Origin of the sequence: Photobacterium sp. NCIMB 13483 (genome assembly GCF_003025475.1) — a bacterium.
GTDB lineage: Bacteria > Pseudomonadota > Gammaproteobacteria > Enterobacterales > Vibrionaceae > Photobacterium > Photobacterium piscicola.
Map to the genome: position 1 here is coordinate 266,509 of NZ_PYLV01000002.1, position 21,549 is coordinate 288,057.

The following is a 21,549-nucleotide window of genomic DNA, read 5'->3' on the forward strand; positions in this document are numbered from 1 at the left end:
TTCGGCTATAGTTATTGAGAGTGTAGAGTGTCTGACGTAAATCAGCCTTCTTATGAAGTGCCATTACCCACAGTTAAAATTACCAGTTTTAACTTATTGAATTATCTTGAGCCTCCGATGGCTTATTATGATTTTCAAAATATTTATACCATGGAGCAGTGGCATAAAAAACAAGCATGGATAACACGATTTCTTGATAAAAACCAACCTGATATTGTTGGTTTTCAAGAAGTATTCAGTAGCGAGAGTCTACAATCTTTGTTGGAAAAAGCAGGTTACCCTTATTATGCGGTAATTGATTCTCCCACAGTGATTGATGATTTTATCTACCGTAGCCCTGTGGTAGCCATTGCTTCTAAATTTCCGATCACTGAAGTCGCAGCAGTTACAGCAGATCAACAAGCCGCAACATTACTTGGGTTAACGGATTTTCATTTTAGCCGTAAACCACTTAGAGCCACGATTGATATTCCTCATATAGGCTTAACCGATTGCTATGTCACCCATTTCAAATCCAAACGTTCCCTGTTTGACGATCCACTACCTGATACCATTGTACCAACAAATACTGCATTATCACGGTTTGCCAGCCAACGCCTAGGCAGTTGGGGCTCTGCGATGTTGCGTGGCACCGAAGCGAATTTATTATTACTAGCGATACTTAAACAACGTGAATCAAGCACGCATCCAATGCTGCTCATGGGCGATTTCAATGATGAGATATCCAGTTCATGTTTAGAGCAACTTATCGCTGGAAATGTGTTTGGAATGTCAGACAGTGATATTGAACGTTTAATTGGTTATTACCGCTTATACGATAGCTGGACCTTATTTACCCAAAATACAGAACAAGCCACACTGCCTCGCCCACCAACACACTATTTTGGTGCTAAAAGCTCTGTGCTTGATTATATTTTATTATCCCAAGAATTTAACGCCCAATACCACGGTTCATTGTTTGAAGTTAGCGATTATCATACTGAAGATAAACATCTTGTTAATAGCAGTTTTGATGAAGATGGTTATAGCACCGATCATGCTATTCCATGTGTGACGTTGTCACTTAGATCTTAATCACTTCGAATAAATACACATAAAAAAACCAACGCTAATGACAGATTATCATTACACGCTGGTTTTTATTACAACGACTCCACCCTAACGGATTAAACCGTCAGCGGATATTAGTTAGCTGTTGTTGCTGCTGGCTTACGACTACGTTGAGGAGCACGACGACCATCAGTCTTTGGCTTTTCATCATTGTAACGACGCGCTGGTTTGCCATCAGTTGCTTTAGGTTTAGCATCAGTTGGGCGCGGCTTACGTGCTGGCTTTGCACCTTCTGCACGTGGTGCGTCATCACTACGTGGCGTTGGTTTACGACGCGTTGTTGGCTTACCATTTGAACGTGGACGTTTTTCACCATTCGCTGCAAATGATTGCGGTTTCTTTGGCTTTTTAGGCTTCAGTGGACGCGTATCTAACTTTGATGCAGGCAGTTTGTTGGTTGGTTCGAAACCTTCAACAATTTCACGATCTAAGATTTGCTTCGTTAAACGTTCAATGGCAATCAAATCACCAAATTCATCAGCACATACTAATGAAATCGCCTCACCCACACAGCCAGCACGACCAGTACGACCAATACGATGAACGTAATCTTCTGCTACGTGTGGTAGATCGAAGTTCACCACTTGTGGTAATTGTTCAATATCAAGACCACGTGCTGCAATGTCTGTTGCAACTAGCACACGAATAGCACCTGACTTAAAGTTAGCCAACGCTTTAGTACGTGCACCTTGACTCTTGTTACCATGGATTGCAGCAGCTGAGATACCACGGCTTTCTAGATGCGTTGCTAGGCGATTTGCACCATGCTTTGTTTTAGTAAAGACTAATACTTGCTTCCAGTTACGTTCACTTAATAATTTTGTTAATAAATTCGCTTTTTTCTTTTGATCAACAGGACAAATCCACTGCTTCACTGTCGGTGCAGTTTGGTTTCGTGGGTTAACGTCGATCTCAACAGGATTATTCACTAAGCCTTTAGCGAGTTCGCGAATTTCATCAGAGAACGTTGCCGAAAACAGTAGGTTTTGGCGTTGTTTTGGTAATAGCGCTAAAATTTTACGAATATCACGAATAAAGCCCATATCTAACATACGATCAGCTTCATCTAACACTAAAATTTCAATATCACGAAATTTAACCGCATTTTGACTATGTAGATCCATCAAACGGCCAGGTGTTGCGACTAAAACATCAGCACCCTTACGCATGCGTACCATTTGTGGGTTAGCTTTTACGCCACCAAATACAACAGCAGAGCTGATTGCTAAATTTTTGCCGTATGTTGCAACACTTTCACCAACCTGAGCTGCAAGCTCACGCGTAGGTGTTAACACAAGTGCGCGAACATGGTTTGAACGAGCAGGTTGACCACTAGATAATTTTTCTAGCAGCGGCAATGTAAAACCTGCTGTTTTGCCTGTACCCGTTTGTGCCGCCGCCATGACATCCTTGCCTTCCAAAATTGCTGGAATTGCTTGCGCTTGAATTGGGGATGGTTTTTCGTAGCCTTGCTTTGCAACGGCTTCAAGAATTGGGGCGGATAGGCCTAAAGAGGCAAAACTCATAGCATCTCTCTTTGTATAAATTAAACGCATAATAGCGTAGTAGATTGCTCATCTAATGATAAGCAAGCAATCATCCTATAAATATTCATAGGCATGATGCGAAAAAACAGAAAAACGACCAAAATCATGTTTCTGTTTAAGATATAAAATTCATGTTTTTTGACTATTGATTAAAGCGCAGATTCAGTATCACTATCAACAGTAGTATCAGATATTACATCTGCAGTTTCAGTAACCTGTGCAGCTTCGTCATCAAGCTTGGCACGTTCTGCTTTAGAAATATAACGAGGCTTATTGCTTTTATTAAGCTTAGCATTCGCCTTCTTCATTCTCTTTTTTAACGTTTCGTTAATTTTTTTCTTTCTATTCATAATCGTGTCAGCTGTTATTTTGAGCCATTTTCAAACAGGGAGCTGATTGTAATCATTCGTAGCTGAATAACAAGCATTATCCTCATAATGCAATTATAAATGCCAAATTATCATCTCCAACACAATGGATCATGATGAATTGGGCTATTACTAATAGTATCGACTAATAACATTAGGTTTATTGCAAGGTATATATGATGTTAGAACGACAAACAGTAACGGTATTACTTTTTGAACAATTTGAATTACTTGATGCATTAGGTCCACTGCACATGTTTGGATTATTACCTGAACATTATCAATTACAAATAATCACAACGAATGGACAGCATGTTACCAGTACGCAAGGTATTAATATGCAACCAACATTAAGCTTTAATGACGTAATCTCTGCAGGAATTTTGATTATTCCAGGTGGGGCCGGCGTTCGTTTTGCAGCTCATAACAAAGATATTTTAACTTGGTTAAAAAAAATAGCGCCACAACAACACATTATCTGCTCAACCTCAACGGGCGCAGCATTACTTGCAAATGCAGGTTTGCTCGATAATAGTAAAGCCACCACTACCCAAAAGAACCTTGATTGGGTGTCTCAATTTGGCAACAATATTCAATGGCAAACATCAGCACGTTGGGTGCGTAATAACAATATTTTTACGGCATCAGGCTGTTCTGCCAGTATTGATATGTCATTAGCTATTATTGGTCATCAACATGGCGATTCGCTTGCCCGTCGCATTGCCGCAGATACTGAATATTTGTGGCTCAATGACCCAAATGATGACCCTTTTGCTCCCCTGCATTTAGTCAAATAGACACGCTATAAATAGCTAAATAAGGTTACTGCCACATCACATAACTTTTAGCTAAAATAGCCGCTTTTAATAGTTCTATCAGCGGTACTGCGCGCACGCTAATACCAATCTCAGGTTCTTTCTCATCCTCATCATCCAGATCAACCACTTGCTGTTGCTCTTGAGTTGCACATTGCTTTGCTGCTGCACCAATGAGATTTTTTTCTAAATTAGCCAGTGCAAGCTCAACATCTTCTGCAATGATCGCCCCAGGTATATCCGTTGTGTATTCCATCATCTTAATTAATGATTGAGCAATATCACCAAACATGGTGACATCATTGTGTGCTTTACAACTAAACGTAACGAGCATTATTGCCTCCTATCTATTTATGATCACTTATCTTATTTAAACATTTAACCACATAAACACTTTTATCACATTAGAATCACACCATGTTTCACAGGTGATGATCGCAACTAAGCATACGCTTGTATATACTATCAATCTCGGTATAATTCATATTATTGATTAGTAATTGTAAATGCAGTGGAATATGAACATCTTGCGCAATTTTTTTATTATGTTATGCATGGTTGCAGGCTGTGATAAAGAGAGCCATATCGATTATTCTTCTTTTAATATCCAACCTGAAGTTATTCCGGATCAAAAACAACAAGGGTTTATTATTACTAATAAATGTAGCCCATTTAAAACACCGCTAGATTTTAAAAATCTCGAATACACATCCAAAGCATTAATTAACTCAAATTGGTTATCTAACCCACATTATCTTGAAGATATTAATCATCTAATTTACCAATTTAACCAAACACATATAAAAAATGCGAATATTTTTATTCAAGCACTTAATAATAGCGCATTAATATATAAAAAAAACATGATCGAAGTTAATATTATAAAAAGAAAACTTCAAGCAGACATCGATGCTAAATTAATGTATTACCAACAAGAACTAGCATCTATTAATTCTCATCTGGAAATTATAAAAAAAGATGAAAAACAACATCTTAATGAAATAAAAACCATAAAAAACAAGATCCAAGAAAAACAAAAATATTATATAAAACTACGTCGTTCGCTTAAACATGAGTTACAGACTATATTGCTTGATGATGATCTCACTTTTGATCTAATCTCAAATATTAAGTTTAAATATAAGACAGATAAAACACTTCATTGTTCAAAATACTTAGGTGAATATCAACAAATCACATTCACATCACCTGACACTTGTATTTATTATAATAAAGAAGAGCTTATAAATAAAATACCCCAACAATATCAATCACAAGTAAATATTGTTATGAATACATACGTACCAAAGTTATGGAAGACAATGGTACTACTTAATGGTTATTTTGAATCAACTTATAATAAACAAGTCTTTGATCATTATTTACAGAAAGATCTCATGATTGCTAATAATAATTTAGCTATCAAACGAACAATTAATATGGGACGACAATCTCAACATGCTATCGATAATTATGTTGAACAGTACAACAAATTAACGATGGCAATGGCAAATAACATCGATAAAACCCTACTTGACGATCAGAACAAAGTTAACATTTCAAGTATGGCATTTTATGAAAAACTATCACCGCTACGACTAAGCAATAAGATCAAAGATCCTATCGTTAATTTTGCGATACTCTATAATAATAAAGCGTTAGTAACTAAATTGACGCAAGAATACGCAACAAAAATTCTTAACGAATACCCTCAAGAGTTAACGTTCAGCATCGCTAATAACGGTAATTTTATACTTCCAAAAATACGAGAAAATAATTACAAAATAGTTATTGATGTCAAAAAAAGTTACAGTGTCATTTATAATGGGCATAATACGTTAACGCCACCAAAAGACTTCAGTCAACAAACCCCTAATACAACCTCTATGGGGTATAATCTTAACCAAATAATCAGTCAGCAATTATTTAAACAATGGTATAACAGTTGATATAACGTTAATTTAGAAACCAAAGCTTTTTGCTGTTTTTATCCATGCAACAGCCACTATAGGATCTTTATTTGCCTCTGGCAGCGTCTCAATAATATGAACAATTATTGCACTATTACTGCTACAATTTGCATCATAAGGTGCAATGGAAGTATAGAATAGTGGCTGATGTGAATCAGATAAAGAACACCAATGATTAACTAACTCTCCACCTCTTTCACTGCATACCTTTAATATAAAATGTTGATAATTTATCATTTGTTGTTGGTATGAATTATTACACCAAATTTGTTGATAATCCATGTAGCCTAATGTGGGATGATAAACAATATTCTGCTGTGGTTGTTGATAAACCGTTTGCTGATTAATGTAAGTTTGGATCGTTGAAATGACACTGAGGTGCGTTGAATGCAGGTTATTAGCATAAGTCACATTTGTGTGCCCACCCAATAAAAGCGTTAACACCAATGCACTCTTTAGGTTGAATGTCCATTTTTGACTACGCATCATCTTCTCCTTACTCAATGATAAGAGATGAATCTCGACAAATTTGATGACGAACAAAATATATCTTTTATTATTAATAACAAAACTAAAAAATAACAGTCTTCTTAATAAACAATAATAACAAATAGTGTCCTATTTAGTGTACATCTTTAAGCATAATTTCGCCTGTTCTCAACAAATTCGCATACACTTAAATAAGTGACAACTTGTTTTCATGATATTACTTACCGGGAATCGCCTCTTGGAGTCATTATGAATAAAAAAACACTTATTGCTGACACTCACGATATTTTTAAAGCTTTTATCAATAATGGCTTACATCAGCATTATTGCATCTATTGCCAATTTCCTTTTAATCCTAACTTACTTAATCGCTACCACTACGGTAAACATTATGATATTGAATTTAATGATGGTTATCGATACTACCAATAAAAAAGCCCCTACTCTATATAAGCAGGAGCTTTAAAAAATATGTTTATTTACAGCGTATTAAACAATTAACACCACTATTTTTGACGACGCGTTCTGACATCTGCGGCAAGTTGGCGTAATACTTTATCAGTATCGTCCCAACCAATGCAGGCATCAGTAATACTTTGACCATAAGTCGGTGTTTTACCATCAACGATATCCTGACGACCTTCGATAAGGTGACTTTCAATCATCACCCCAAAAATGGCGTTATTACCGTGAGCAATTTGTTGCCCAACATCTTCAGACACAATCACTTGTCGTTGATATTGTTTTGAACTATTCGCATGGCTGAAATCAATCATCAATTTATTACGTAAACCTGCATCTGCGAGTTGCTGCATAATGGCATTCACATCTTCAGCACTGTAATTAGGTGCTTTACCGCCCCGTAATATAATATGGCAATCTTCATTACCCGCAGTGGCAACAATCGCAGAATGGCCATATTTTGTCACTGATAAAAAGTGATGAGGCGCACTCGCTGATCCGATAGCATCTGTAGCTATTTTAATATTACCATCGGTACCATTTTTAAAACCAACAGGACAAGAAAGCCCAGACGAAAGCTCACGGTGCACTTGGGATTCTGTTGTTCGAGCACCAATCGCCCCCCAACTTATCAAATCCCCCATATATTGCGGCGTGATCATATCTAAAAACTCACCCGCTGTTGGCAATCCTAAATCGGTAAGATCCGCTAATAATTTTCGACCAATACGTAAACCATCATTTAGCTGGAAGCTATTATCCATATAGGGGTCATTGATAAGCCCTTTCCAACCAACGGTTGTACGTGGTTTTTCAAAATAAACTCGCATAACAATTTCAAGATCGCCTTTAAGCTCATCTCTTAATGTCTTCAGCTTTTTACCATATTCTAATGCCGCTTCAGGATCATGAATCGAACAAGGGCCGACAATGACTAATAACCGGTCATCTTCATCATTGAGAATGTTATGAATTGATTTACGTGACTCATAAACTGTTTTAGCCGCGGTATTAGACGCAGGAAATTTCTCTAACACTGCAATCGGTGGTAAAAGCTGTTTGATTTCACTTATACGAATATCATCCGTCTTATGCATATACTTACTTCCTATAATTCCTTTTAATACCCAACGATTAGCCTACAGAGACAAATAACCATATAATATTAATTCTGATACATTTGTTTAACTTATCTTTTAAAAACTAAGAGTGCAAACGGTTATTGAATCAAAAATCGCATCAATTTTTCCATAACACTGTAAGCTTCTGCATCATTTCACATATAAATGACAATATATGAACAGAAATATCAAAAATACAGGATATATTATTACACTAGAGAATAGAAACACTGTAAAATATACTTATAAAAATTATTAGCGACCAAATTTGTTATACATTAAGAAATATAGACACACTCAATGTATTATTAATATATCATTGACTAAAATTAACATATTAATTCAATAATTCTGTATTCTTTAATCATAAAAAAACATAACTAAAGATCATATAAATAGATGCCTATTAAATTTAAGGAGTGCAACGTTGCTTGAAAAAAACATAATCACATTTAATAATGTTGACAAATGGTATGGCAATTATCATGCACTCAAAAATATTAATCTTTCTATTACTAAAGGTGAAAGACTGGTCATTTGTGGACCATCAGGTTCAGGTAAATCCACATTAATTCGCTGCATAAATGGATTAGAGAAATACAATAATGGTGAGATAACAGTCGCTGGGCATATATTAAACCACAAAGAACTTCATACTATTCGTGGCCAAGTTGGCATGGTTTTTCAGCACTTCAATTTATTTCCTCATATGACGGTTTTAGATAATCTTACATTAGCCCCTCGTCGCGCATTGAAAATGTCAAAAGTTGACGCAGAGAATTTAGCTCGTAAGTTTCTAGATCGTGTCAACATCGGTCATCAAGCGGATAAGTTTCCAGGCCAACTGTCTGGCGGTCAACAGCAACGGGTAGCGATTGCCCGTTCTTTATGTATGAAACCCAATATATTGCTTTTTGATGAGCCTACATCTGCCCTTGATCCGGAAATGATCCGTGAAGTTCTTGATGTTATGAAAGAACTCGCCGATGATGGTATTACTATGGTTTGTGTAACGCATGAAATGGGCTTTGCTCGTCAAGTTGCCGATCGGGTTATATTTATGGATCAAGGTGAAATTGTTGAAATAGCACCTCCAACGCAATTGTTTGATCGTCCTCAACATCAGCGTACACAACAATTTTTAGAAAATATCCTTAGCTATTGAGATCAAAATAATGACCCACAACACACGATCTCGAATTCCTAAAATTATCGCCATCGCCTTACAAGTAATTTGTGTCGCTTCTATCATCATGTTGCTACTCAATAGCGGTGCTAAAGCCATGCATTATCACTGGCAATGGTACCGTATTCCTGAATACCTTTGGTTTAAAGAAGATGGCCAATGGTATCCTGGTGACTTACTTGAAGGCTTAATGGTAACGCTGAAAATATCAAGTATCAGCTTAATCTGTACTATTGTTATCGGCTTTATCACCGCGTTATTACGAATGTCTGACTCTATTGTCGGGCGAAGCCTTGCTCGTGGGTATATTGAGGTTATTCGTAGTACACCATTATTGGTTCAAATTTACCTATTATATTTCGTTTTTGGCCCAGTATTAGGAATTGATCGCACTACAACTGCTATTTTAGCGCTGTCTTTATTTCAAGGGGCTTATAGCGCTGAAATTTTTCGAGCTGGACTACAAGGGATCCCTCGAGGTCAGATTGAAGCAGCAGAAAGTTTAGGTTTATCACAAATTGATAGTTACCGATTTGTTGTTATTCCACAAATGTTTAGAAAAATAATTCCACCGCTCACAAATGAAGCGGTATCGTTAGTAAAAAATTCTTCTATTGTAAGTATTATGGCTATATTTGATCTTACAACAGAAGGACGGAATATTGTCGCAGACACAGCGATGCCATTTGAAGTGTGGTTCACTGTGGCTGCAATTTATCTTTGTATCACTTTAACATTATCAGCATTAGCAGTTTGGCTAGAGCGCCGTTTAAGTATCCCTAATCATTAAATTTATGCACATCGATGGAGAAAGCTATGAAACGCTTTATTGCGGTACTCGTTACCGTTTTTACTTGCTTATTAGGGGCTAATAATGCCTTTGCTGCAGACGACAGTAATGCGCTACAGCAAATTAAAGAAAGCGGTACGTTACGTGTTGGTTTATCAACATTTGTTCCTTGGGCTATGCGTGATAAGCAAGGCGATTTAATTGGTTTTGAAGTTGATGTTGCTAAGCGTTTAGCGGCTGATGCTGGATTAAAAGTTGAATTTGTACCTACCGCTTGGGATGGTATTATTCCTGCACTATTAGCAGGTAAATTTGATGTCATCATTGGCGGTTTAACCATTACCCCTGAACGTAATATGAGCGTGCTATTCACTCACCCATACTCATATTCTGCGGTTCAAATGGTTGCTAGCAAAAAACTAGCATCAAAAATGACAACAATTGCTGACTATAATAAACGCAGTGTGACAATTGCCGTTCGTAGTGGCGCTTACCCAGTCCAAACTGCACGTAAGTTATTTCCAAAAGCAAAACTACGTCAGTTTGATGATGAAACCCAAGCATTCCAAGAAGTGCTTAATGGTAATGCTCAAGCTGCATTAGCATCAACGCCAACACCTGAGCAAATGGTCATTAAAAATCCAGAAAGCTTATTTATGCCATTTAAAAAGCCTCTAACACGTTACGCAACCGGTTTTGCGATTCGTCAAGGTGACTTTAACTTGCTAAATTTCCTTAATAACTGGATTCAAGTACGCACAGAAGATGGCTGGTTAAACAATCGTTACCAATATTGGTTTAAAACAACTGATTGGCAAAACCTGGTTAACGAGAATAATTAATAATGACTGTCGCTAAAACGTCAGGTGACAATACAATACAGGAGGGTTTACGCCCTCCTGTAAAGCGTCGCTTTAATTTCAAACTGAATAAACTCGATATCTTTTTACTGATTGTTATTGGTTGTTTTCTGAGTTGGCTAGCTTATCGTTCGTCTATTGGTATTCACTACCATTGGCATTGGCGTCAAGCATTTGAGCTTATCTTTACTTGTAGCCATCATGGTGGCTTACCTTATTTTATACAAGGTATCATTAGCACCATTCGTGTTAGTATTTGGGGCATGATTTTTGCCGCTACATTTGGTTTATTACTCGCACTCGCTAACCTCTCATCATTTAAAATAATGCGACTTATCTCAAGTAGCTATATCCAGTTACTGCGTAATATTCCGCCGCTTGTGTTTGTGTTTATTTTCTACTTTTTCATTTCAAATCAGCTAGTTCCACTGCTCGGCTTAAGCGGTATCTTTCGTCACTATAATGGCCAAGAAAACGCCTTACAGATTATTTTATTTGGACATAGTAACCTATGGGAAAACCTATTTTCAGGTGTGCTATGTGTAGGATTAATTGCAGCGGCTTATATAGCTGAGATAATTCGTTCAGGCATTAATACTATCAGTAAGGGGCAATGGGAAGCGGCAGATTCACTTGGCTTGTCAACCTATAGTCGATTTCGATTTGTTATATTCCCACAAGCATTAACAGCTATTGTTCCGACACTAGCGGGACAATTTATATCAATCGTAAAAGATTCATCCATTATTTCATTAATTTCGATACAAGAGCTTACTTTTACTGGTTCTGAAATTGCTAACTCATCTGGGTTTATCTTTGAAATATGGCTTATCGTTGGTGTTGTTTATTTTTTATTGTGCTTTAGCTTATCACTGCTATTTAGCAAGCTAGAAAAACACAGTTCACGTCATTTACAACATTAATAAATATTTATTATAAAACCCAAGAATAGTCAATATTCTTGGGTTTTCTTGTTTTTTAACTTTCATTTTGTAATAACGTCTTCGATTGAATTTAATAAGTATAATTATAACAATATCATTACTAGATTTATTATTTGTAAATATTATGGATCTGCTTGCTACTTACTATTTTTATATAAGCATTTATTAGCCTCTTAAATTTATTTTTCATATTTGCCCCCTCTATGACAACAAATGTATATTCATTTAATTATAGCTACTGTTTATGTAATGAGATCAGAATCCGCCTAATTATAGGGTTTGCGATTCAATATCAATCATCGCAAGATATTTAGGTCTTGATACCAATCACTGATACACTCAGAACAAACAATTAATGGTGAGCACGAGCATGCAAGGTACACTCAGTAAAATGAAATCATCTCTTGGAGATATCGTTGATTACTATCTCCCTGTTGGCGATCAACAACTGCATCTTAATCCCTATATTGGTAAGCAATTAACGCTCACTCATACAGGCAATATCTTCTGCTGTTCATGCGGAAAAAAGACAAAAAAAAGCTATTCTCAAGGGCATTGTTTTCCTTGTATGAAAAAGCTAGCTAGCTGTGACATGTGCATCATGAAACCAGAAACTTGTCATTACGCTGAAGGAACTTGCCGTGAACCACAATGGGGTGAAGAAAATTGCATGGTGCCTCACTATGTTTATCTTTCTAATACATCAGCCCTTAAAGTTGGCATCACTCGTCATACTCAGCTCCCAACTCGCTGGATTGATCAAGGTGCAACTCAAGCTCTTGCGGTATTAAAAGTAAAAACCCGCCAAATATCAGGGCTCGTTGAAGTTGCTATCGCTGAAATGGTGGCAGATAAAACCAATTGGCGCACAATGCTAAAAGGCAATAATGACGATATCGATTTACAGCAACAAGCGCAGTTACTGTTACCACAAGTAAAACAAAAATTAGCTGAGATAACGGCAGAATTTGGTGAAGATGCTATCGAATATTTGGATAATAGCATTGTGGATATTCATTACCCTGTTGATCAGTTTCCAACCAAAATAGCGTCACATAATTTTGATAAAGAACCCGTAGTCAGTGGTATTCTCGAAGGGATTAAAGGTCAGTATTTATTGTTTGATACCGGCGTGATTAATATACGAAAATTTAGTAGCTATGAAGTTATCGTTATTGAATAAAGCACACTAATCGGTAACAAAAAACGGCATTGATCTTAAGTAAGATCAATGCCATTTCTTATCTTGTTAACTTAATATAAAATTACTTTGCTCGCGGCTGAACGTATTGGCGTTGGATATTCTGTATCGCGATATCTCGCATAAAGTTTTTACCTAAAACAACCCCATTACCACCTGCAATTAATTGATATTCAACTTCATCATTACGATCCCCAAGTTTTGTTCGTAGTGACACAACAGGTAATCGTTTTTTATCTTCAGATTTTGACCATGATTTCACTGGGTATTTATATTCTTTACCTTGAAAGTTAAACTTCACCCAATTATCACCATCACGCTCAAATTCCACTAAATCTTTAACACCAATTCGAGACGTTGTTGATTTAGGATCAATATAAGCAGAAACATGTTTGGTACCCGATAATATTAGTACCCATTCATGGTGACCTAAAACTAACATGCCATCTTTGGTGGTCTTTTTTGTGGCCGCCTTTTGCTTATGATCAACAGATGCTAACTTAGCTGATGCGGTTGAAGCCGTAATTTTATCTGTTGTCACATCCTTTTTAACTAAAGCCTGTTGATGCTTTTGGGATGCTTTTTTTTCAGCGGCGGCAGTTTGTGCTTTTGCCGCTGCTTTTATCTCAGCAGCCGTCACCATTGATGCAAATGCTAATGGTTTGGTAATTGGCTTAGCTACCGATGCTGTTGTTTGTTGCTGATCGTCGACAGGTAATTGTTGAGCACAACCAAAAAGAAACAAGGTTAATAAACCTACTGCCGTTTTCTTCATAAATCACATCTTCCTTTACATTTTTACAAACCATAACTAACCATAATACGTAGATTCACGTTATGCCAAATAATTCTATATCGTTAAAGTACGTCGTTACTGCACTGCTGATTCATATAATGAAAACTTATTCGTTAACCATTGTTCATTATACCAACCCATATTGCGACTATGCTTAGCATCATCCCATAGACTAAAAAAATGACGACGCTCTTCAAAACCATCATCTAAATGACTTTTTTCTAAGTAGCGTTCTGCAATATGTAAATCACTACGCACATCAAATAAATGAATCACATCCAATTCTCGATGTTTAAAACCACTGTCACAAGGGTCTAATAATCCTGCAACTTTGAACGTGGTAGGATCAAATAACACATTCGCAATATGACAATCATCATGTACAAATGACGATGACTCATGGGCAATTGGTGCTAATATTTTGGTCCTATTTTCCCAAAGTTCTGTGAATTTTTCTTTTAACTTCGAGCTGAAAGGGGAACCTGTACTCATTAAATAGTGATAGACACTTCCCATCCAATCATCAAATGCTGAACTTAAATTTTGGCTAAATTGACCATTTGAAAGTTCAAAACCTTGTGGATGCTGATGTTCATGTAGCGCTAATAAAATATCAGTATAATCTTCTCTGAATGTCATCACCGCTTTAGAATCTTCTGGTAATTGATGTGCAGAGACACCGTCTAACCAATCTAAAACGATATAGTCATAGCCTGCTTCTCGACCAAATAAATAAATTTCAGGCACAGGGCACGACACAATTTTACGTAACTGCTCTAAACTCGCCACTTCTTTACCAATTCGACCTACTTCACGCGAAAATTTGACCACAATTTTCGACTTCCCTGAGGCAAGAAAAACTACCCAACCATAAAAGGTTTCCTGAATATCACACACATCAGCTTTGCGACGAAACATTGAAAAAAAAGCGTTTTCGGCAATAGTTTTAAGCTGTGGTTTATTCATAGTTGTTACCTTGATAATCATTGTTACATAACACAGATAAATTATACCAAAAAGGAATAACTCATTGGTTTTATGTAAGTTTTCGTTGTTTTATCTTTTAAGAATGCATCATAACAGCAAAGATAACCAGTATTGAGTGATAGAAAAGACGAAAATAGTTTACTTTTACTTACAATTTCATTTTTAGTGCTAATAATCACTTCTAATAAACAATATTTTAGTGTTCTAAACTATATTTAAATGTTCATATAAATATAATTAATTTATCACCCCAAAAAAACCAAGAATAAACATATATATACAAGGAATTAATATGCCTTTTGGGTATTCAATGCCCTATTGGTGCTATTTAATGATGATATGGCTCATAAATAAAAGCTTTGCTTCATAACGATCACTTCAGCATTAGTATTATTTTGTTAGCGTAATATTACTTTACATTTTGTTATTTCTTCGTTTTGAAACAATCGACGCTTAAAACGTTTTTTTGTGACCTAGATAAAGTTTTCATGCTAAAAGTCAGTGTTTAGTGTAATATCCAGCGACTAGAGCCAACCACATTATGCGCTCTGTATTTAATAACGAACGATATCGGGGCGATATGCAATTACTCGAAGCCAAACTCCATAAAATTGACCGTCATAACTACCGTAGCTATTCAAGTATGCGCGGTGAATATCACTTTGTTGATTTCGACTTTTTTATCGATACCGTTCAGTCGGATCCTTTTGCGCCTGCTTCTCGCGTTCGTGCCCGTCGCGCTTGGTCATTAACTGACCTTGAATGGCTACGTGAAAAATCGACTGATTATCAACGTGCAGCTCGTGATTTTATTGCACGCTTCTTTGCTGAATTATCCCAGCAAGATAATGCTGTCTTAATTGACATGCCTGGACAAACCATTCTTGATCGCACTTCAGTTGTGTTTGATGAAGAAGGTATTGAATTACGTTTCCGCATTAATATGCCCGCTGATGGCCGTACTATTATTGCGAAAAAAACCCTTAATCTACTGACATTCTACTTACCAAAGATGATTCGTCGTGCCACTATCGCGCGTGAATTACCCATGGATGAGTTACAACGTCACTGTGAAGCGGTTGAAGATCAAGTTGCGCTACGAAGCCAGCTTAAACAACACAAATTATTAGCCTTTGTCGCTGATGGCAGCTTATTACCTCGCCTTGCTGGTAATAGTGATTTACCACTAACGGAAGCAGTGCCATTCCTAAGCCCTGATAACTTAGCGGTTGAACTAGAAGCGCCTCATAAAGGCAAAATACGCGGTATGGGTATTCCTGAAGGTATTACGCTTATCGTTGGTGGTGGCTTCCATGGTAAATCAACGTTGCTGAGTGCTATTGAACGCTCAGTATATGATCATATTCCTGGCGATGGCCGTGAGTACGTTGTTACCAATTACGCGGCGGCTAAAATTCGCGCTGAAGATGGTCGTTGTGTTCACAATGTTGACCTATCACCTTACATCAGCAACTTACCAATGGGTAAAGACACAACTGCTTTTAGTAGTCAAAATGCGTCAGGCTCAACGTCACAAGCATCATGGTTACAAGAATCAATTGAATCAGGCGCTGAAGCCTTATTGATTGATGAAGACACATCAGCGTCTAACTTCATGATCCGTGATGAACGTATGCAAGCACTGATCTGTAAAGAAGATGAGCCAATAACACCATTGGTTGACCGTATTGCACTATTACGCGATCAACACAACATCTCAGTTATGTTGGTAATGGGCGGTTCTGGTGACTATCTTGATGTTGCTGATACTGTCATTCAAATGCACAACTATGATGCTGTTGATGTGACAGAAAAAGCACGTGCTGTGGTAGCTTCTCACCCAACACGTCGTAAGCAAGAAGGAACAGAAGTTATTGTTCATCCTCGCACACGTCAAATAAACCGCAGTGCATTACAAGCAATGCTAGAAGAAGGTAAATTCCGTATTCAGGTTAAAGACAAGACGTCTCTTCGTTTTGGTCGTGAATACATTGATTTACAAGCATTAGAGCAAATAGCTCACTCTAGCCAGCTATTAGCTATTGGGTACCTATGGTTCCAACTAGCACAAACAAAAGGTTGGGAAAAAAATCCTACTCGTGCGTTTGCCAATATGTTGCACGATAACTGGGCTGATATGATGCCTAAGTATGGTGAAATGGCTAAACCTCGCGTCATTGAAGTTATGGCGGTATTAAACCGTATGCGCAAAGCTGAATTTAAGTAAGCTTTTTGTTCTATCAATGATGCTATCAACCCCGCGTAATGCGGGGTTTATATTAGCTCAGGATACGGTAGCGCAATAATCTACAATCTATTATAATACGCGGTCATTTTATTCGCGGATTACATTCATAAACTGACCATAATCATTAGTTTATGAATGTAATCGGCATAGGCCGACAGTTTAGGAACACAGCATGTCATTTTTATCTCAAGGTTTTTCTCCAGAGCTTGTTAAAGCATTAACCGATATTGGTTACGAGAAATTGACCCCAATTCAGCAAAAAGCGATTCCTCAAGCGCGACGTGGTGCTGACATTTTAGCATTAGCACAAACAGGAACAGGCAAAACAGCCGCTTTTGCATTACCTATTATTCAAAAGTTGTTGGACAAACCAGCAACAAAAAGCCGTTTTAACGTTCGTGCATTAATCCTTGCACCAACGCGCGAACTCGCAGAACAAATCTCAGTTAACATCAACGATTATGCTAAATACACCAACATTAATTGTACGGCTGTTTTTGGTGGCAAAAAAATGGCAACACAAGAAAAACGCCTAGAACAAGGTGTTGATATTCTAGTTGCAACACCGGGTCGTTTAATTGAACACATGGAACAACATAACGTTTCATTAGCTAATCTAGAATGTTTAGTATTTGATGAAGCTGACCGTATGCTTGATATGGGCTTTATCGGTGCGATTCGCGTTATTCTAGAAGATATTCGTACTAAGCCACAAACTATGTTGTTCTCTGCGACATCTTCTGCACAAATGAACGCATTAGCAGCAGATATTCTTCGTAAACCACAACGCATTACAGTTACACCAGAAAACAGTACTGCTTCTACAGTGGCTCACGTGGTATACCCTGTTGATGAAGATCGCAAACGTGAAATGCTATCTGAATTAATTGGTAAGAAAAACTGGCCTCAAGTACTTGTATTTGTAAACTACAAAGAAACAGCTAACCAACTGGTTAAAGAGCTAAAACTTGATGGTATTAAAGCGGTTCTTTGCCACGGTGACAAAGCACAAAGTGCGCGTCGTCGTGCATTAGAAGAGTTTAAAGAAGGTAAAGCACGCGTAATGGTAGCAACAGAAGTTGCTGCTCGTGGTTTAGATATTCAAAACTTGCCTTATGTTGTTAACTACGACATGCCATTTTTGGCAGAAGACTATGTTCACCGCATTGGCCGTACAGGTCGTGCAGGACAAAAAGGTAATGCAATCTCGTTTGTAAGCCGTGAAGAAGAACTAACCTTAGTTCAAATCGAACGTTTGATTAATCAACGTATTCACCGCGTACAATTAGAAGGCTACGAGCCTAAGAGCCGTGAAGCCTTAGTTGAGCGAATGAACACTAAAGCTGCTTACCGTGATCGTGCAGGTCGTCAAAACAACCCAACACAAGATCAATCAGCCGCTGAACGTCGTGCACGTTTACGCAAAGCTATTAGCAGTAAAGCAACTAAAATCACTCGTTTAAAGAAGTAATTTAAACAAGACTAAACACGATAAAGCCGAGCTAAGATTACTCTCTTACTCGGCTTTTTATTGTTTATTCACTCATGCATTTTAGCAAAAGCGTAAGCACTGCATCATCAAGTCATTATCTAACTATAATGGACGACGTTCCGCTTTAGTTGGAAAAATTCGACACCAATCTTGTTTCATATCAACCACTTGCCATTTATGCTGTTTCGCTGCTTGCATTAGCTCCGGCGTAAATTTACCTTCAAAAGAATCAGCACCATATTGCCATTCACGCTGACTATCAGTGTGATGAATCAGCATACCTAAGCTTGCCCCTTTTTGAGAGGTTGTCCATGAGAGCATTGCTTTATCACCCGTCGAGTTACCCACCGCAAGAATAGGACGCTTACCAATGATCGTCGCAATATTGATCGCCTTTTGCGGACCATCATCAATGTACACTAGCTTATCATTCTTAATTAATGACCCATCTTTATAGGTATAACCAAATGCAGTACCAATCACATTTTCAGCAGGAATGTGATAAATAGCTTCACTCCACGGCTTTACAAACGCACCACCAGCACCGGTTACAATAAACACCTTAAACTGATGCGCATGGAGATAATCAATCAACTCTACCATCGGTTGATAAACAAGATCGGTATAAGGGCGCTTAAATCGTGGTGATTGCGCTGTTGAAAGCCAATTTAAGACATCTTTATTATATTGTTCCGGTGTTAATCCTGCTTGTGATGTAGCAAGAATAGGCAGTAATGCTCCCCAACCTTTTGCAAAAATAGCTTTAGTGTCGTTATCTAATACCCACTTATACGGTGTTTCTGTTTTCCATTCAGGGTGCTGCGCACTCTCATGCTTTATTTGACTAAAGGCAAACAAAAACTGCGTATAAGTTGGTTTTTCAGGCCACAAGGTTCCATCATTATCTAATACCGCAATACGGGCACTGGGTTTTACAAAATCAGGATTTCCAACGGTTGTTACTTCATTGACAAACTGCGTGATCGCACTACGGCTAGCACTGGTGTTCCATAATGGCAGTACATCGCCATTATTTGAACATGTCGCACTATAAGCCGACGTTGATACAGCAAGTAAAGTGGTAACACCAATCCATATCGCTGCTATTTTTTTTCTAGTCACTAACCTATGATCCTTGTTGTTCATTTTCGTCGTAATAAAAAGCAGGCCATAAATAACCTGCTTTCTATTCTCTATTTTCTTATCTTATTCTAGTTATAATCAGCATAAGGATTAACACTGTTCAATACGATCGCGTGTTCAAACTCAGACAATTTTATCGCATCAGGTGTAATAGTAACTGAATGTTCATTCATTACTGCTTCACCAAATTGATAACGAATGGTTTCTTGCCCTTGGCATGCACTAGCATCATTATGGGTTGTTACCGCTTTAACTGCCTGATTACGCACCTGATAAGCAGCCATTGCATCAGTACCATATTTCGCGGTTAACATTGCAAGTGTTTGTTGAGGAGATAACACAAGCCCTGAAGCATTATTACCACCAAAGCCTTTCGCATTAAGAATAACGGCTTTGTAATCTTGGCCACAATCACCCGCAAAGGTGTGCTCAGTAAGAATATTCAGATTTGAACGATGAACATCATCAGCAACATGATCAATGGTATTAATCGCAGGTAACCAACCGTATTGCCACACACCTAATGAAGCCACAAGCTGATCGCCTGCTGCTGCACTCATTGAATGACCTACATATGATTTAATGGCTGCAACAGGCCAGCTTTCAATACCAAATGTTTTAGCAACTTCATTAAGAATATGACTTTCAGTCACGCGGTTTTGAGGAGTACCCGTGCCGTGTGCTTGGACAAATGTTTGTTTTACGCCCTCTTCACCAAGAATAGCTTTTGCCAATGCTGCCGCTTTCGCAACGGTGACATAGTTACCCACTCCTGGCGCTGAAATTGACTTTTTATTGGCATCAGCATTTACAAATACATCAGCCACAGAGCCATAGATATTAGCGCCTAATTCAAGAGCCAATTCATCTTCCATCAACACCACAAATTGCGCTGATTCTGCCATGGTAAAGCCCGCATTTGACGAAAATGGACGACAAGCACGACGATTATCAACACTGTCAGTACCATCAAGTGCTTTTAATTGTTCATCTTCTGCCAGTGCACCCATCACACGGAAGCCTTCCATTATTTCGGGAACAACGGGGGCTTCTGCATTACCAACAATAACAACTTTCGCTTTGCCATGTTGAATATCATGCATACCTTGACGTAAATTATATAAGAACGTCGCACACGCCCCCATATTTGTGCCCGTTGCGCCAATGCTATTAATCACATAACCATTAATAAAGTCAGCAGGCATTTGCGCTAATGATAATGCCATCATCTTAGAACTTACACGACCGCCAGTAAGATGCGCCGCAATCATACCACCCAATGAGTTATCATCAATTTGTGCTAAACCACTGCCAGCATAGACTGACACTTCATCAGGCTTGATATGGCGAAGCACATCATCCCATTCAAACCCTAACGAGTTAAGTGCATCAGAAGCACCATAGACAGTCAGCGCCAAACCTCGTGGATGGAAGCGAGAGTTATATAATTTGCTAGGATCAAAACCAGCTGGAATATTACCGCCACTAGAAACAGGAAAAGTAACACGCCCTTCAACTAATGCATCAAAATTACCATTCACAGTAATAACGGCTTTTGTACCTTGAATATCAACCTGCCAATTACTTGGAATATGATTAGGTAATTTCGATTTACGTAAAGTAAAGGTGATTTGATCATCGGCTGAATTGAGATTCGCTTTATATTGATAGAGCAAATTATCAGGATCAAAAGAATCAATACGGCGTACACAAGTACCCGCTTTAATTGCAGTAATAATATCTTCAGTAATAGCGCCATCATCACTCAATCCCATTCGACGAGCAAGATCTTGCCATGTTGACTGCATTGCATCTTCAGATAGCACATCAGCAATCATAAGTTTGTAGTTATGAAAACCAGAACTGCGACCAGCGGCATTAATGCCACCCAAACCAACAATTAGCGGTAATTTTGCCATTTTAATATCCTGAGATCGATTTAATACACCGTTTGAAACAGAATATCAGCATTGACCTGTGATTCATTCTGCATTTATGCCAAAATCACTGACATTTCAGC

20 protein-coding genes are annotated in these 21,549 nt (G+C 37.8%); 11 read left to right on the forward strand and 9 right to left on the reverse strand.

The genetic code is table 11. The annotated features are described in order from the left end of the window. Positions 1-27 precede the first annotated feature (27 nt). Entirely contained in the window at positions 28-1,074 is a 1,047-nt protein-coding gene (locus tag C9I86_RS03170; RefSeq protein WP_241956837.1) for an endonuclease/exonuclease/phosphatase family protein, read from the forward strand. Between the two features lie 110 nt (positions 1,075-1,184). Here C9I86_RS03170 and C9I86_RS03175 read toward each other — a convergent pair whose 3' ends face one another. Both C9I86_RS03175 and C9I86_RS03180 read right to left on the reverse strand, forming a co-directional pair. Continuing rightward, on the reverse strand, positions 1,185-2,636 hold the full coding sequence (locus tag C9I86_RS03175) for a DEAD/DEAH box helicase (protein WP_107275605.1): 1,452 nt from the start codon (positions 2,634-2,636) through the stop codon (positions 1,185-1,187). A gap of 170 nt (positions 2,637-2,806) precedes the next feature. Beyond that, on the reverse strand, positions 2,807-3,007 hold the full coding sequence (locus C9I86_RS03180; RefSeq protein ID WP_080156053.1) for a DUF2986 domain-containing protein: 201 nt from the start codon (positions 3,005-3,007) through the stop codon (positions 2,807-2,809). A 194-nt stretch (positions 3,008-3,201) separates the two neighbouring features. Here C9I86_RS03180 and C9I86_RS03185 point away from each other — a divergent pair, with 194 nt between their 5' ends. Then, a complete protein-coding gene (locus C9I86_RS03185; RefSeq protein WP_235865772.1) occupies positions 3,202-3,822 on the forward strand; it encodes a DJ-1/PfpI family protein in 621 nt (206 codons plus the stop codon). A gap of 25 nt (positions 3,823-3,847) precedes the next feature. Here C9I86_RS03185 and C9I86_RS03190 read toward each other — a convergent pair whose 3' ends face one another. Beyond that, positions 3,848-4,174, reverse strand: a complete 327-nt coding sequence (locus C9I86_RS03190; RefSeq protein WP_080156055.1) for a DUF1840 domain-containing protein — start codon at positions 4,172-4,174, stop codon at positions 3,848-3,850. Positions 4,175-4,346: 172 nt separating this feature from the next. On the opposite strand from C9I86_RS03190, the gene C9I86_RS03195 reads away from it, so the two are divergent. Beyond that, complete coding sequence (locus C9I86_RS03195) at positions 4,347-5,789, forward strand: hypothetical protein (RefSeq protein ID WP_146142623.1); 1,443 nt, start codon at positions 4,347-4,349, stop codon at positions 5,787-5,789. 12 nt (positions 5,790-5,801) lie between these two features. Here C9I86_RS03195 and C9I86_RS03200 read toward each other — a convergent pair whose 3' ends face one another. Beyond that, the gene (locus C9I86_RS03200; RefSeq protein ID WP_080156057.1) at positions 5,802-6,296 is read right to left on the reverse strand and encodes a hypothetical protein; all 495 of its coding nucleotides are present in this window, start codon (positions 6,294-6,296) and stop codon (positions 5,802-5,804) included. Positions 6,297-6,548: 252 nt separating this feature from the next. On the opposite strand from C9I86_RS03200, the gene C9I86_RS03205 reads away from it, so the two are divergent. Then, positions 6,549-6,731 (forward strand): hypothetical protein, encoded by a 183-nt coding sequence (locus C9I86_RS03205; RefSeq protein ID WP_080156058.1) that lies wholly within the window; start codon positions 6,549-6,551, stop codon positions 6,729-6,731. Between the two features lie 74 nt (positions 6,732-6,805). Here C9I86_RS03205 and aroG read toward each other — a convergent pair whose 3' ends face one another. Further along, positions 6,806-7,858, reverse strand: a complete 1,053-nt coding sequence (gene aroG / locus C9I86_RS03210; protein WP_107275607.1) for a 3-deoxy-7-phosphoheptulonate synthase AroG — start codon at positions 7,856-7,858, stop codon at positions 6,806-6,808. A gap of 451 nt (positions 7,859-8,309) precedes the next feature. Here aroG and C9I86_RS03215 point away from each other — a divergent pair, with 451 nt between their 5' ends. The 5 genes from C9I86_RS03215 to C9I86_RS03235 all read left to right on the forward strand — a co-directional run bounded on the left by C9I86_RS03215 (position 8,310) and on the right by C9I86_RS03235 (position 12,845). Continuing rightward, positions 8,310-9,047 carry an amino acid ABC transporter ATP-binding protein gene (locus C9I86_RS03215; protein WP_080156060.1) on the forward strand — a complete coding sequence of 246 codons (738 nt, stop codon included), beginning with the start codon at positions 8,310-8,312 and terminating at the stop codon, positions 9,045-9,047. Positions 9,048-9,057: 10 nt separating this feature from the next. Beyond that, positions 9,058-9,858 carry an amino acid ABC transporter permease gene (locus C9I86_RS03220; protein WP_107275608.1) on the forward strand — a complete coding sequence of 267 codons (801 nt, stop codon included), beginning with the start codon at positions 9,058-9,060 and terminating at the stop codon, positions 9,856-9,858. 26 nt (positions 9,859-9,884) lie between these two features. Continuing rightward, positions 9,885-10,700, forward strand: a complete 816-nt coding sequence (locus C9I86_RS03225; RefSeq protein WP_080156062.1) for a transporter substrate-binding domain-containing protein — start codon at positions 9,885-9,887, stop codon at positions 10,698-10,700. Positions 10,701-10,702: 2 nt separating this feature from the next. Beyond that, entirely contained in the window at positions 10,703-11,641 is a 939-nt protein-coding gene (locus C9I86_RS03230; RefSeq protein WP_080156063.1) for an ABC transporter permease subunit, read from the forward strand. A gap of 391 nt (positions 11,642-12,032) precedes the next feature. Continuing rightward, complete coding sequence (locus tag C9I86_RS03235; RefSeq protein WP_107275609.1) at positions 12,033-12,845, forward strand: DUF2797 domain-containing protein; 813 nt, start codon at positions 12,033-12,035, stop codon at positions 12,843-12,845. An 82-nt stretch (positions 12,846-12,927) separates the two neighbouring features. Here C9I86_RS03235 and C9I86_RS03240 read toward each other — a convergent pair whose 3' ends face one another. Next, the gene (locus C9I86_RS03240) at positions 12,928-13,638 is read right to left on the reverse strand and encodes a RimK/LysX family protein (protein WP_241956838.1); all 711 of its coding nucleotides are present in this window, start codon (positions 13,636-13,638) and stop codon (positions 12,928-12,930) included. Between the two features lie 96 nt (positions 13,639-13,734). Further along, a complete protein-coding gene (locus tag C9I86_RS03245) occupies positions 13,735-14,625 on the reverse strand; it encodes a phosphotransferase (protein WP_080156066.1) in 891 nt (296 codons plus the stop codon). Between the two features lie 601 nt (positions 14,626-15,226). On the opposite strand from C9I86_RS03245, the gene C9I86_RS03250 reads away from it, so the two are divergent. Together C9I86_RS03250 and C9I86_RS03255 are read left to right on the forward strand one after the other, a co-directional pair. After that, positions 15,227-16,873, forward strand: a complete 1,647-nt coding sequence (locus tag C9I86_RS03250; protein ID WP_080156554.1) for an ABC-ATPase domain-containing protein — start codon at positions 15,227-15,229, stop codon at positions 16,871-16,873. Between the two features lie 193 nt (positions 16,874-17,066). After that, positions 17,067-18,365: a DEAD/DEAH box helicase gene (locus tag C9I86_RS03255; RefSeq protein ID WP_080156067.1), complete on the forward strand. Its 1,299-nt coding sequence runs from the start codon at positions 17,067-17,069 to the stop codon at positions 18,363-18,365. Between the two features lie 123 nt (positions 18,366-18,488). Here the strand turns inward: C9I86_RS03255 and C9I86_RS03260 are convergent, their stop codons facing one another. Together C9I86_RS03260 and C9I86_RS03265 are read right to left on the reverse strand one after the other, a co-directional pair. Further along, positions 18,489-19,508 (reverse strand): HAD family phosphatase, encoded by a 1,020-nt coding sequence (locus C9I86_RS03260; RefSeq protein ID WP_241956839.1) that lies wholly within the window; start codon positions 19,506-19,508, stop codon positions 18,489-18,491. 89 nt (positions 19,509-19,597) lie between these two features. Beyond that, on the reverse strand, positions 19,598-21,448 hold the full coding sequence (locus C9I86_RS03265; RefSeq protein ID WP_107275611.1) for a beta-ketoacyl synthase: 1,851 nt from the start codon (positions 21,446-21,448) through the stop codon (positions 19,598-19,600). Positions 21,449-21,549 lie beyond the last annotated feature (101 nt).